Source organism: uncultured Methanobrevibacter sp., from assembly GCF_902771435.1.
Classification (GTDB): domain Archaea; phylum Methanobacteriota; class Methanobacteria; order Methanobacteriales; family Methanobacteriaceae; genus Methanocatella.
In genome coordinates this window covers 1-14,581 of sequence record NZ_CACXXB010000031.1, presented here as the reverse complement: position 1 = coordinate 14,581, position 14,581 = coordinate 1, and the positions used below count along the sequence as shown (strand labels likewise).

Annotated in this window: 16 protein-coding genes; all 16 read left to right on the top strand. The window is 37.2% G+C overall.

Going from position 1 to position 14,581, the window contains the following annotated elements:
• Positions 1-2,406, top strand: a 2,406-nt coding sequence (locus QZU83_RS08410; protein WP_295611299.1) for a DUF3344 domain-containing protein, incomplete at its 5' end; no start/stop codon positions are given.
• A 299-nt stretch (positions 2,407-2,705) separates the two neighbouring features.
• Entirely contained in the window at positions 2,706-3,500 is a 795-nt protein-coding gene (locus tag QZU83_RS08405) for a tetratricopeptide repeat protein (RefSeq protein ID WP_295611297.1), read from the top strand.
• 395 nt (positions 3,501-3,895) lie between these two features.
• Entirely contained in the window at positions 3,896-4,468 is a 573-nt protein-coding gene (locus QZU83_RS08400) for a helix-turn-helix domain-containing protein (protein ID WP_295611294.1), read from the top strand.
• A 25-nt stretch (positions 4,469-4,493) separates the two neighbouring features.
• Entirely contained in the window at positions 4,494-4,631 is a 138-nt protein-coding gene (locus QZU83_RS08395; RefSeq protein ID WP_295611292.1) for a hypothetical protein, read from the top strand.
• The gene (locus tag QZU83_RS08390; protein ID WP_295611289.1) at positions 4,628-6,292 is read left to right on the top strand and encodes an AMP-binding protein; all 1,665 of its coding nucleotides are present in this window, start codon (positions 4,628-4,630) and stop codon (positions 6,290-6,292) included. Before QZU83_RS08395 ends, QZU83_RS08390 begins: the two co-directional genes overlap by 4 nt.
• A 237-nt stretch (positions 6,293-6,529) precedes the next feature.
• Positions 6,530-6,892: a hypothetical protein gene (locus QZU83_RS08385; protein ID WP_295611258.1), complete on the top strand. Its 363-nt coding sequence runs from the start codon at positions 6,530-6,532 to the stop codon at positions 6,890-6,892.
• A complete protein-coding gene (locus tag QZU83_RS08380) occupies positions 6,885-7,277 on the top strand; it encodes a hypothetical protein (protein ID WP_295611255.1) in 393 nt (130 codons plus the stop codon). The genes QZU83_RS08385 and QZU83_RS08380 overlap by 8 nt, the downstream gene beginning before the upstream one ends.
• Before the next feature lie 407 nt (positions 7,278-7,684).
• Positions 7,685-8,212 carry a hypothetical protein gene (locus tag QZU83_RS08375; protein WP_295611252.1) on the top strand — a complete coding sequence of 176 codons (528 nt, stop codon included), beginning with the start codon at positions 7,685-7,687 and terminating at the stop codon, positions 8,210-8,212.
• A 102-nt stretch (positions 8,213-8,314) separates the two neighbouring features.
• Positions 8,315-8,662: a hypothetical protein gene (locus QZU83_RS08370; protein ID WP_295611250.1), complete on the top strand. Its 348-nt coding sequence runs from the start codon at positions 8,315-8,317 to the stop codon at positions 8,660-8,662.
• 102 nt (positions 8,663-8,764) lie between these two features.
• Entirely contained in the window at positions 8,765-9,199 is a 435-nt protein-coding gene (locus QZU83_RS08365) for a zinc ribbon domain-containing protein (protein WP_295611248.1), read from the top strand.
• Positions 9,200-9,397: 198 nt separating this feature from the next.
• A complete protein-coding gene (locus tag QZU83_RS08360) occupies positions 9,398-10,417 on the top strand; it encodes a tetratricopeptide repeat protein (protein ID WP_295611245.1) in 1,020 nt (339 codons plus the stop codon).
• A 130-nt stretch (positions 10,418-10,547) separates the two neighbouring features.
• Positions 10,548-11,807, top strand: coding sequence for an NADAR family protein (locus QZU83_RS08355; protein ID WP_295611243.1), 1,260 nt, complete (start codon positions 10,548-10,550; stop codon positions 11,805-11,807).
• A 135-nt stretch (positions 11,808-11,942) separates the two neighbouring features.
• A complete protein-coding gene (locus QZU83_RS08350) occupies positions 11,943-12,320 on the top strand; it encodes a hypothetical protein (protein WP_295611241.1) in 378 nt (125 codons plus the stop codon).
• A 10-nt stretch (positions 12,321-12,330) separates the two neighbouring features.
• A complete protein-coding gene (locus QZU83_RS08345; RefSeq protein WP_295611238.1) occupies positions 12,331-12,588 on the top strand; it encodes a hypothetical protein in 258 nt (85 codons plus the stop codon).
• Positions 12,589-12,856: 268 nt separating this feature from the next.
• A complete protein-coding gene (locus QZU83_RS08340) occupies positions 12,857-14,014 on the top strand; it encodes a KamA family radical SAM protein (protein ID WP_295611236.1) in 1,158 nt (385 codons plus the stop codon).
• 135 nt (positions 14,015-14,149) lie between these two features.
• On the top strand, positions 14,150-14,413 hold the full coding sequence (locus tag QZU83_RS08335) for a winged helix-turn-helix domain-containing protein (RefSeq protein WP_295611233.1): 264 nt from the start codon (positions 14,150-14,152) through the stop codon (positions 14,411-14,413).
• Positions 14,414-14,581 lie beyond the last annotated feature (168 nt).

Below are 14,581 nucleotides of genomic sequence, written 5' to 3'. Positions count from 1 at the left end.
ACCGACTTATTCACAACTGACATTACCGATGTTTTCACTGCTTCAAATAACATTTCATTTGTTGCTACAGGCAGTACTATCCTGGCATTGCCTCAAATTATAGTTGCTGACACAGGAATGGCCTTAAGTATTGATTCAATAAAAACTGAATACACCTCAGTTCCTACAGCTTATGCGGGCACTGTCAATCTCATTAAAGCAACAATAACAGTTACTAAAGAGGGTAATTACACAATTGCTTTATATGATGGATTAAAAGTTGTGGATGAAGTGAATGTTTCCTTAACCAACGGTACCAATACTGTTGAATTGTTTGACGATACTGTCAGACCTGTTGATGAGACTACTGTAAACGGTGCAGATAATAAAAACATTACTTATACTGTTGCAGTATTAAAAGATGATTATATTTGTTATGATTACATAACAGTTCCTTTATTGTACAACGGTTATTTGGATAAAAAGTTCGAGTACAATGCAACCTATATCGAAGATGTTGAAGAATATGCCGTAACCGGTGGCGTTGAAGTGGATGTCAAAGATGACAGTACTTATATGTCAACCTCTGCTTTAAACAGAACCGATGTGTGGAATATTGATTTGGGTGAAAATGAATCTTTAGCTAATGCATTTATTTACCTTTCTTATAACTGGGATAAAACAGGCACTGCCGGTCCTGCATTGAATGTGACCTTCAACGGAAATGCAATCACTCCTAAATCAACTTACAGAGATCAAGGAAACCTTGGCCGATATGGAAGTTACGGATACGGTCTCTACATTTATGATGTCTCCGAGCTTGCCCAAGCGGGTGACAATACACTGTTCATAAGTAAGGAAAAAGGAATGACTGCATTGTATCCAACTTCATTCATATACTTATACAATAGCACTGACAGCAGTGTCATAACTACTGTATACATGGCAAACGGTGCGGATTTACTTTCAGATGACTATAATGCCGCTGAAAGACTTGTAATGTCAGACAATGTTATGGATGTCAATGCCAAAGATATAACCTGTGCAAAATTATATGTCTTTGCCGCCAGCGCCCAAAAAGGCGAAGGTAACATCATTTTCAATGATAACATTATCAAGGATGTCTGGGACGGTTCCTCCAATTCAGTAGGCATGTACTGTGAGGATATCACTGAGAATATTGCTGATTCAAACACCATTTCATTTATAGCCACAGGTTCCACAATCCTGGCCCTAAACCAGATGATTGTAACAGAATCTGTTGTTAAACAGACTCCTGAAATAACTATCGAGGTTCCTAGCGATGTTAAAGTTGGCGATAGTGTTAATGTAACAGTCAAAACTAATGTGGATGGAAATATCACTATCGTTGTTGACGATTTGATATATGATGATGTTCCTTTGGATGAAAATGGAACTGTTGAATTTTCAATTATGAATCTATCTGCCGGAAAACACAGTGTTGTTGCAGTATATCCTGGTGATGAAGATTTCAAATTTGGAATTGAAACCAATGCATTTGAAGTTGCAGCCGAACCTGCTCCAATTGCATCCGAATTTACAGACATTGTCGTTCAGGATGATTTAAACATTTCATTCGTGCTTAAGGATGCAAACGGAAACGTTATTGCCAATGCTCCAGTTGCATATCTCATCAACGGCACTGCAAACACAACTGTAACCGCTGCTGACGGTTCATTTGTTATTCCTGCTGCTGACGGTGTAAAGATTGATGTTCAATTTGCAGGTAACGAAACAGTATTGGGTGCAAACACTACAATAACATTGAATGTTCCTGCCGTTCCTACTGTCGTTAAAGTTGCAAGCCAATTCAATATCACCAACCGTACAATAACCCTTAACGGCTATGCTGTAGACGGTCCTGCAGGTGAACAGGGAATCTACTATGCAACCGAACTGTTGGATGAAAATGGAAACCCGATTCCAAATGCATACATTGAATTTGCCGTAAACAACAAAATCTACAACAGGACAACCTATGAAAACGGCAGTTTCAAACCGTACAAACTCAACATGGTAAGGGCTGGAAGGTACACAATGGCATTCAACTTTGCTGGAGATGACAACTACACAAATGCATTCGCATGCGTATGTGTTGACCTGGACAAAAAGCCAATCACAATCAAGGCTTCAGCAAAATCATATAAAGCCGCTACCAAAACCAAAAAATACACTGCAACCCTATCCACAATCAAAGGACTGGACGGTAAAATGTATTTAAGCCCTAAAAAGGTATCATTCAAAGTGAACGGTAAAACATTCACTGCCAAAACCAACGACAAAGGACAGGTCACCTTCAAAATAACCAATCTCACCAAAAAGGCCAAATACACTGCTGTGATTAGTTATGACGGTGACAAAACATATGAATCTGCAAGCAAAAAAGTAAAATTAACTGTCAAATAGTGAGACTCACCTCTCACTACTTTTTTTATTTTTAAAATTCGACCATTTATTCTGATGGTTTATATTATAATTATTAGTTTAATTCTAGTTTTCTTTTATAATATTGCAGGAATATTTCTAATATTCATGTTTTAAAAAGTACATGTAGATATTGTGCAAACATTTTTTCATTTTCGCAAATTTTTTAAAATCACATTAATTTTTAAAAGTTGATTTTCATTGAAAAATTCGTTCTAATTTGATAACATTTATATACTAACAACCATAATTAATATTGTTAATCACTTGGAGTTGATAGTATGAAGAAAAGTGATTGGGAAGATATCGATGTAAATGAAAGAAGTACAGATAAGGTTTTCTTCGAATCCAGCTTTCTGCAAAACATTTCTGACAGCATTGACTTTTTAAAGGAGGAAGCTACAGGAATCCTACAGGATTTGGATTCAACAGAATTCAAACAAAGCCTCGATGAATTTGATTTGGAAGAGTTCGGTGAAAATACAGTCAATCAGATTGATGATGTTTTGGATGAGATTTACAAGTTCAAGGACGATTACGTTTCATCACAGGAAATTCCTGATGGAGTAAAGGAATTCTCCAAAACAACAAAATCCTTCCTCAACAGGGATGAAATTTACATTAGAAAAGCATACAGAAGACTTGAACGCAATGACTCATATGATTCAAATGAAAGGGCTATCGAACTGTGCGACAAGGCAATTGATCTTAATGAACGCAATGTAGATGCATATTACATTAAAGGCAGGGCTTACATTAACCTTAAAAAATATGACCTTGCCATTGAGGAGTTCATTAACGTACTTGCCCTCGATAGTGATAATCTGGATGCAAGACTGGGCATTGGTGATGCCAACAGATTGAACGGCGACCTTGATGACGCTCTTGATATTTATAATTCAGTCTTAAGAATCGATGGCGATTCCTCAGAAGCTTTCAAAGGAAAAGCATTGGTTTATGCAGACATGGAAAAATACGAAAGGGCATGTGATTATTTCAGAAAAGCCGATTCCCTCAGCTCTTTGAATGATGACTCCAGAGACATTTGGGATTTGTGCATTGACAAACTGGATTAAGGATCGCTTTTTGAAATTTAAAGTATGAGGCTGGATTTTCCAACCTCACACGCCAATTTTAAAATTCAGAAACTAATTTTTCGCATGATTTTGTAAAAGTTTGGGATTACTTCTACAAATCTAGTTTGTAATCCGATTTATATATCTTTTTTCTTATATTCAAGCTCAATTTCATTGTTTACGGGCAATTTAACCTTTCAGACACAATTTTAAATATCCTTATATCTGAGCTTGCAAATTTTGAATAATCAACTAATTTTTCATTTTATTTTGTATTTCAAATTAAAAATTGTATAAGATATCCCTTTTTTAAGGTAACTTTTATATATCTTTTTTTATATAGTTATAAATACTTAAATAGTTTTAAGTAACAATCCAAAAATGAGTGAAAATATATGACAAACGAAGATTTTGCAAAAAAGATAAAAGACATTAGAGCTAGACAGGACATGACTATAGAGGAACTTTCCGAGAGAAGCGGTGTAAAACTTGAAGTTTTAGAAGCTATGGAAGCAGGGGAAGTAATTCCGTCATTAACACCTTTAACCAAAATGGCAAGGGCATTAGGTGTAAGATTAGGTACTTTTCTTGACGATACACCTGAACTTGGACCTGTAGTTACAAGAGGCGGAAAAACCGAAAACTCACTTTATTTCTCAGGAAGGGAAGATGTCACAAATGCAACCAATCTAGAATTCCACTCCTTAGGTGCAGGAAAGATAGACAGGAACATCGACCCGTTCATAATCGACATAGAATTTGAAGAGGGCGAAAAGGAACTCTCATCACACGAAGGCGAAGAGTTCATCTATGTGCTTGAAGGGGAAATAGAAGTCATCTACGGAAAGGACACATTCACTATCGGTGAAGGGGACACAATATTTTATGATTCAGTAGTGCCTCACCACCTTCACGCAAGCGGAAATGAAAAGGCTAAAATATTAGCCGTACTCTACACTCCATACTAGAAAATATTAGAGAGGCTTGATTAATATGTTTAAATCAGAATTAAAACACAATGTATCAGGATATATGGACTTGTTTACTCATGAGTTGGGATTGTTATTGTTGCGTTTAGACATATTGGGCCAAGGAATTGAATCAGACAAAAACAATGGAGGAATATTATGAGTGAATTATTTACAGAACTACCGCTAGGAAAATTTTTCGAATCAATGGTTGAAAAACAGCCTGACCATGAATTTATCGTATATCCGGACAGGAACTTAAGATTTACATACAAGGAATTTGATGAAAGAATAGATAATCTTGCAAAAGGAATGCTTGCTATCGGAATTGAAAAGGGAGATCATGTTGGAATATGGGCAAAGAATGTCCCTGAATGGCTGACATACATGTTTGCAACAGCAAAAATCGGTGCAACTATCGTGACAGTCAACACAGCATACCAGTCACATGAACTCGAATATGTTTTAAGGCAGTCAGACATGAAGGCACTGGCAATGACTGACGGATTCAGGGATACAAGCTATTTCGACATTATAAATGAACTTGTTCCGGAACTTAAAAGCTGTGCAAGAGGACATCTTGTGGCTGAAAAGTTCCCTCATTTAAAGTTCATATTCCACGTCGGTCAGGAAAAGCACCGCGGAATGTATAACACCAACGAACTCATTCTGCTCGGTATGAACTATGATGATGAGGAATACCAGAAGATTAAGGATTCAGTAACACAGTATGACGTTATCAATATGCAGTATACCTCCGGAACAGAAGGTTTTCCTAAAGGCGTAATGCTTACAAGCCGTAACATTGTAAACGACGGTTATTATATTGGGGAAAATATGAACTACTCTCCAAAAGACAGGCTTCTGCTTCAAGTGCCTCTTTTCCATTGCTTCGGTACTGTTTTAGGTGTAATGGCAGTAATCACTCACGGCTCAACCATGGTCGTTTTGGAGGAATATGATCCTCTTCTTGCGATTTCATCAATTCAAAAGGAAAAATGCACATCAATCTACGGCGTTCCTACAATGTTTATCGGAATGATGAACCATCCTATGTTTGAGATGTTTGACATGAGCTCACTTCGTACAGGCATCATGGCAGGCTCAACCTGTCCTGTAGAAACCATGAAGGATGCAATCGAAAAGATGAACATGAAGGAAATCACCAGTGTATACGGACTTACAGAGGCCGCACCAGGTTTTACACAAACCAATGCTGCTGATTCATTCGAGAAAAAAATCAACACTGTAGGCCGCAAGTTCCCGAACATCGAGGTCAAGATTGTAGATCCTGAAACCGGTGAGGAACTGGGTCCTGGCGAAACCGGTGAGATAATGTGTAGAGGTTTCAACGTCATGAAAGGATACTATAACATGCCTGAAAAGACCGCAGAAACAATCGAACCTGACGGATGGCTTCACTCAGGGGATTTGGCTACTGTGGATGAGGACGGATACTACTCAATTGTCGGCCGTATCAAGGACATGATCATCCGTGGTGGAGAAAACATCTATCCTCGTGAAATTGAAGAGTTCCTATTTACCCATGAATGTGTGCAGGACGTGCAGGTTGCCGGAATTCCGGATGAAAAGTACGGTGAAATCGTCGGTGCGTTCATCATCAAGGAAGAAGGATTTGATGATGTAACCGAAGCTGATATCCGTGATTTCTGTATAGGTTCAATTGCACGTTATAAGGTGCCTAAATACGTATTCTTTGTAGATGAATTCCCGCTTACAACTAGTGGTAAAATCCAAAAATACAAATTAGGCGATTTAGGTCTTAAACTGCTTGATGAAAGACGTGAAAGGGGAGAGTTATAAAACTCTCTTTAAAACTTTTTTTTTAAAAAATTGCTTCGGGTTCGTAAAATTGCCCTCATTTGAAACTGACTGTTTTTTATAGTATTTTTAACAAATTCATAATTATGCAATATTACAGGCATAAATAAATATTGTTTTGAGCTTAAAATTTTAATATAGGTTTTAAGAAAACTTATTTATATAATTAAAGACTAGTTATTATTTGTAAATTTAATTAAAAACTTTACAGGTGATATTGTGAATGAAAATTTAACTTTTGATGAGAAATTTGATGCTCTTGGTGAGTATTATAATATCGAATCCCCCCAAGAAATAAAGGACTTTTTAAAAGATAATGCCAGAATATTTGTATTATTAAATGAGGTCAAACCTTATCTGAATGATACTTTTTCAAATGAAGAATATTGTCTTGAAATGGTTTATGATCCAGAATGTGAAAGTTGCAGTCATTTAGTTTTGAGGATCTATGTTTCATCTGAGCGATTTCACAATGGGGTAAGTGATGACATAGAATTTATCCGAAAAAATATTAGGCCTTTAAGAAGGCAATACAGGGTTTTATCAGAATTTGCCATTAGGGCAGGTGTTAAGAATGTTTGATTTTTCTAAATATTATGATTCTGCTGATTATTTGGTTAAAATTCCTAATGAAGCTAATGTCCGTTCGGGAATAAGCAGATATTATTATGCGGGATTTTGCACTGTTAGAAATTATCTTGTTGAAACCATGAACGAATCGGAATTTGTTATGGGTCATAATATTCATAGAAGAATATGTGATAGATTAATTGGTTCACAGGATGACACAGAAGCTTTCATTGGTGAGAAATTAAGCGATTTAAAAGAGCTTAGAAATGAAGCTGATTATGATTGGAGATTAGATTTAAATCATTTCAAAGAGAACCTTTCCAGTGTTCAAAAGGATTCAAAATTAATTCTTGAACAAATTGATTCACTTAAGACCTCACCTCCATTCGAGTTATGATATTTTTTTTTTAATTCAGATTGATTTTCATACTTACTGCAATATTGTTGTAAAAACAAAAGGTTTATATATAATGCGAAATATATTTAATATTATATTGAAATTTGATATAAAAACCACACCATTATATCGAAGTAATCTGACTCTATATGAACTTTTAACGAAAAGGAGTTGATAACAATGCCACAGGTAAAAATAACTACTGCATGGAGCGTAGTGATCCGTTAACCGTTTGTCGTGTTTAGCGAATGCTTTAAACATTTGGTTAAACGGCATTATTTTTATAAGTAGTTCAAATAGCTACTCAAATTCAATCATCAGTCTTTATACAACCATTATTAATTAGCATGCTCTCTCTATGTCACCCAAACGTTAAATTAATCATCATCATTAAAGAGGAAATTAATATGGAAATTGTGAGAAAAAATAATTTAAATGTAAGAAAAACTGTTGAAAAAGCTATTAACAACCATCCTGAGTTTCATTTCTTTGTAGATGAACTTTCAGCCGATAACCGTATGCCGACCTATGCGGGAATTGCTGATGAAAAATACACTTTTGATGAGATGGATGACGGATTCTTTGATTTCATCAACCGCAAAATCCAGGAAAACGGAGTGTATTTAAGAATCTGTTATATGACCGGACAGGAAACAGCAGGCGAGGCAATTTTCGTTCTTGAGCTTGCCGGAGACCAGATGACCTTCAAAACCGACGAGCTGGATAAGGTTCAGGTAGTTGAAATGGCGGATTACGGAATCAAAATAACTCCTGATGAACTAATCTTTGGAGCAACAATTGACGGGGGATGCGCTCACACACCGTATTTTGCCGAGTTCGGTTCCAAAGACTGCAATGAAACGTTCATGTCACTTGAAAATCCGTTGAACAGACATATCATCACTTTGATGGGAGAGTTTCTTGATTCAATTTAATGTTTTTGCAGATTTAAATCTCGAGGGAGGTGGTAAAATTCATTTTTAGACGTTGAAATTTGCTGCTGTTAAAAATTTCTATAATGAATTTGCGAGGTTTAAATGAGACAAGATTTGGTTAGATACACAACAGAGATATTGGAGTTTCTCACAACTGAAACATTGGAAGCGATTGACTGGGGAGTCCTTGATTTGGGACCGGTAAAGGATTTGGAGCTTAAAAGCGTTTTAAGGATTTATGAAAGATCACTGACGCTTGAGCTGCAGGACAACTATAAAAACAACAGCACTGGAATATTCAGAGTCAGATATGATGATGACTTCTGGTGCTATGAAGAGTTCGGCTATACGATTAAGGCCGAAAGTCTTGATGAGCTTAGGGAAATTGTTGTTGGCCAAAATAGAATCTGGTATGTGTTTGACGAATTTTCAATGAATATATGGAGGTGATACTTTCAATTTAAAGGACAATTTGAAATTCATTGGTTTGATAGGATATCTGTTGGTTTGCGTTGCATTTGGAAATATATTGATTTAGGGAGTGTGTAAGTTTTGGTTATCTGTCCGAATTGCGGAAAAAGTTTAAGGGATAATTTTTCATATTGTAGAATCTGTGGGTCAAAAGTAGACGGCGGCGTGCCTGGTGACTATTCAACAGACATGCTGAATGTGTTCAAACACGGTGAGGACTACATTTACCTCTTTAGCGAAAAGGGAGCTCAGGTGGTTATCAAAGCCGGTTCAATGGATGAGCTGGCAGCCATTGTCTGCGACAGGCAATACCCATGGGAATTCAGGGACTGGAAGAATAACGTGCGTCACAGCGAAAGGAAAACAGTTGAAATACCTAAGTTCAAGACGGAATTTTTAAAGGCAAGCTCACTTAAGGAACCGGAAATAATTCCGACAGCTTCATTTAAAAGGAAAAAGGATGAAAACGAATCTTACGTTCCGGAATATGAGGTTGAAAGGGTGAGTGACGAATAGATCATGATGACAACCATTTGACCGCAAGTTTTTTTTTTCATTTTTCAACTCCTACACCTTTGTTTTTCTTGCGGTTGAATGGAAATAATTTTTTTTAGATAATATGGCTAAGGAAGGAATATACATTTTTGACGATGAAAAGGAGTTTCTAAAGGCATTGAAGGAACTTCAAAAGCAGTATGCAAACGATGAAGAATAATGTTTAATATGATGGGAGCAAATATAATAGTAATGACTTTGCTGAATATTCCAGAGGAGTTCATCTCTTCTGAAAGTGACGATAAAATCACATATGACTTCGGTCTGTCCGTATTTGTCAGGGATGATAAGCTCAGATTCTGTATTGATGATGCATGCACTTCCTGGATGGGTGCAGATGACCGCTTCACAGACAGAATCCGGTTTGAAAATCTTAATCCATGCTTTTTGAAAAGGCATCTGGCAAAGGAAATAGAAATCAAAAACACCCTGGACAGGGGTGTTAAGTTGCTTGGCAGTGAAAAGTTTTCCAAAGCCATTGAACTTTTTGACGAGGTCATATACTATGATCGATATTATGGCGAAGCGCTATTTTTTAAATCTAAAGCCCTTTTTGGCCAAAGGCACTATGTCAAATCCCTAAGGCACTACAAAAAGGCAATTAGAGCCGACGGGAGTTTGAAGGATGTCGAATATCATAAGATTCTTTTAAAGGAATCATCAGCCGAAAGGGACAATTTTCCAAAGATTAAAATAAACATCTATGCAGGTGACGAGTATTGTGCAAAGGGTGATTACGATAAGGCCCTTGAATGCTATGACAGGGCGCTTGCAGATTCCTCAAAATTCAAAAACAAAATACTCTCCAAATTATTGAACAAGAAAGGTAAAACATTAATTGAGTTAAAAAGGGTTGATGAAGCAATGGATGTGTTCAGACAGTCCCTGAATGTCGGGCCGACTGATTTTGCATATTACATGTTAGGCTTTTACTCTCCCGAGACAAACGATTATCTTAATAGGAGATTGAATATCACTAAAAAACAGCTTCTGTTGAAGTCCGTTAGGCTGTCCGAATTGGGTCAGTTCGAATACGCCCTGGATAGTTTGGATGAGTTTCTGGACAATCACTTTAAGCCTGATGAGGATTATGTCCTTGCTTTGAATTTAAAGATATCTGCCCTGAGGCAACTTGGAAAGGATGTCAGTGAAGAATTGTCAATCATCAAATCTTTATAACAATTTATTAACAAAAAGTTTATAACATATTAAACACAATTTATTATTATAGATTATTGACATTGAGTCAAAATTTGATTTTTTTTAAACAACTGTAGAACGTTACAATTTAGATTAAGGGAGTGATACATTGAAAAAATATGCAGATGAAGGCAAATATGCAGCTCCAAGATGGCTGGTTTATCCACAACTTTCTGCTTGGACAATCGGATGGAGAATGGGCTACGGTGAAGACTACGCATTAAATGAACCACCACGCAGCAGGGAATTTGGAAAACTATTCCCGCAGCCTAGAAACTGGCTGTTCAATCCGAGAAAATCAAAATTCAACAAGTTTCCGGGATTCGCCTATCTGTGGAGTGAAGACGGACTTCCAAAATACTCACAGATTGGTGAAGACTGCATTGAAGTGAATGATTTCATCACAATTGACACTGAAGGCGAGTTTCAACATGATTCATTCAGGTTTAATTCAATAGAACACATGATTCTGTTTTCAAAATATGCAAGCTTCGCAAAATGCGACCGTAACGTAACACTTGAAGAGCTGAGGAAAGGATTTGAACTCACATCCGATGAGCTTGAGTTCTGGCAAACATTCAAATACACAGTATGCCTCAACGCATGCTATTACAAGATCATGCAGGATAAGGATTTGAAGGAAAAACTGCTGGCAACAGGTGATAATGCCCTTGTCTATATATCAGACGACGAATGGGGCGGCAAGGACAATCTCTTCGGATTTGCACTGATGGAACTCAGAGATGAAATACGAAGACTTTGTGAAAATGAAGACCTGATTGACTGGGAATACACAGAGTACCTGCAGCACAAGAATCCCTACGAAAACAATCAAGTTCCGCAGAGGGGTGTCAATGACAAACAGTCCCCCGAATACAGGGTGATTGAATCCACATTTGAGAATGCTTCAAGATATGTCCGTGATGTAAATCTCGATTCCAAACTTGCTGAGAAATATGAAATCGGCCAGATAATACAGGAAAAGGCATTTGTCGATGCTTCCAACAGAATCGGCGGCATGATAACAACCCACAGGTATCTGATTCTCTCAGGATATATGGCTGACTTTTCCGGTTTTGAGCAGGGAACAGACTGGGGGCTCCATGTGGCCAAAAAGGATTCAAGGTTCAAGGTTGTGGATATTTACACTGTCGGCGATAAAACACAGATACTGCTTTTGCAGCTTCCGGAAGGCTTTGAAGGGGTATTTGTAAACCGAACAGAAGTGGAGGAGGAATTCATCGAAAGGGAACGCAAAAATTTTGAAGAGGATTTGAAAAAGGACATCATTGAAGATCTTGCAGAGGATTTGTGGCTTAAAAGATGCGATTTCCCTCTCGGAATGAGTGATGACGGGGAATTCTTCTAATATTGATGATTCCCTATTATAGTCATTAATGTTGATTTTTCCTGAATTCTGTCAAATATTTAGGCAACCGTTATTACATATATTGACACAATATTATGTATTGACTGATTAGATGCAGATTTAGGGAGGTAAAGAATGGATAACAAAAAGATAATCATTGTTCTGGCAGTCGTAGTAATAATTTTAGCTATAATGACAGGATTTTTGGCTTTGAATTCTTATAAGGAGGTCAATGAGGATTTTGTTCAGTTTCCAACTCCAAATGAGAAAGTAAAATTCAGCGGAACCTATCTGGGACCCTATGGCGGCATCTGGAATGTGGACCAGAGTTCAGGTGTTATCCAGGTTGGAAATGCATATGCGATAGTAAACACAGATAAGCTTCAGGGCATGGAAGGCGAGACAGTTACTGTTAAGGGATACTTCGTAAACGATAAGGTCGAATCATCTACAGTGCAGATTAACGGAAAATTCATAAACGGAGAAAGTTTCTGCATTCAGGAAGTGTTGTGAGGTAATTAGAATGGGAATTTGTCCAAGATGCGGCTCATGGGTTGATGAAGGCGAACCATATTGCTGCGAATGCAGTTATGTTTTTGAAAGTTCGCAATCGGGCTTCCGCGAATCGTCGATTGGCTCCGACATCATCACTGTCAATGGCTATGACTACAGCCGGAGTGATGTTGAGGATGCACTTGATGAAATGGGCTATGATTTCGATGACCTTGAAAGAGGTATTGTCGATGAGGATGAACTTGAAGAGATTCTGAATGATTTTTAATTTTTTTTATTTTTTTTCTCTTTTGATAAGACGTATGGCCTTAATATTTGATTTTCGCATAAATTTTGTTGGCCATATTGACGTCATAGGCCGGATTTTTCATGTTATCGTTAATCTGGAGTAAATATCAAAAAGGATTATATACAAATTAATTATAATATAATATATATTTTAGAATATTTAAAATAAGAGGCATGATATCATAAACATCAATAGAAAAAAATCATTAATTCGATCAAATGAGCTGGATAAAATAGCTATTGATGATATGGAGCATAAATCAAAGGTAAGAACAGGATTCAGTGAATTTTCCAAAAAATTATATGACAAAACAAAAAATAAAATTTTAAGGGAGCTTGATGCAACTGAGGATGACTGGAACGATCCGAAATGGCAGATGAAAAACCGCATCAGCACTGTTGATGAAATTTCAAGATATGTCAGCATTACAGACGAGGAATATGACAACATAAAAAAGGTAAGCGACGTATACAGATTTGCAATAACTCCATATTACTTTTCTTTGATTGATTTTGACAATCCAAAATGTCCTGTAAAACTGCAGTCCATTCCTGATATCAGGGAACTGGATGAGGGCGGACAGCTTGACCCCATGAATGAGGAGCAGTCAAACCCGTCAGGAAGAATAACCCGAAGGTATCCCAATAAGCTAATAATCAATGTTACAAATGCATGCCCGATGTACTGCAGGCACTGCCAGCGCCGCAGACTGATAGGCAGGCATGATAAGAATACTCCAAGCCGGGACATTGACGAGTCAATAGAATTCATCAGGAACAATGAAACAATAAGGGAAGTGCTTGTTACAGGCGGAGACGCATTGCTTTTGCCCAATGACCAGCTTGAAAGGATATTTGAAAAGCTATCTGAAATAAGCCATGTTGAAGTAATAAGAATCGGTACAAGGGTATTGTCAACTCTTCCGTTCAGAATAGATGAGGAACTGGCATGTCTGCTTAGAAAATATAGGGTGCAGCTCTCAACACAGTTCAACCATGCCTGTGAAATCACTCCTGAAGCGGTAAGGGCTATTGATATGCTGGTTGACCATGGAGTCCTTGTGAGAAACCAGATGGTGTTGCTTCGCAATGTCAATGATGACAAGTACTGCATTCAGAAAACCAATGAGGAACTGCACAAGTACCGTGTAATCAATTATTACCTGTTCCATCCAAAGGAGATAAAGGGCATCAATCATTTCAGGGTTGATATTTCCAAAGGCCTTGAGATAATGAAGCACCTTGAAGGCAGAACAAGCGGAATGTGCAAGCCAACATATGTTTTCAATGCTCCGGGAGGACTTGGAAAGGTACCTCTGGTGCCTATGCAGAACATCGAATGCGAAGATGACGGCTATAAGATGATAACATGGGAAAACAAAACTGTCAGGCATGATTACCTATGATTAGGAGGGAATTATTTTTTCTGATGCCCAAATTTCGTTTATTTGATTTATTTTTGAATGTAATTTAATTTTTGTTAAAAATATTTGACTAAAAATTTAAATCTAATGTTTAGTTAATGTATATCTGGTGATAATATGGAATTTTCAGATGAATTGTGGGCTGAGGTAGGATTTATTACAATCTCAAAAAACAGGGGTAAAGTAATGAAAATTCTCTCAGATGGTCCGAAAATACCTTCTCAAATTGGAAGGCAAGCAGGAATAAGAACCAATCATGTATCAAACAATCTCAAGCAGCTTTCCGAACATGGGCTTGTTGAATGCATTAACCCTGAAGCCAGAAAAGGCAGATTGTACAGACTGACTGAAAAAGGAAAAATGGTTGTTGAAAAAATATAGGGTTTTGGAAAAGGGCGTTCTTTGGTTTGTCCAAAAACTGCACCTTTACCGTTTTTAATTTTAAATGTTTTTAACTTTATTGTGCAAGAATTCTCCGGCTTCTTTAAGCCGGGGATGAATTGCACATTTAGTGGGTTAGTGTCTATATTTTTTTTTATGTGGATGGGG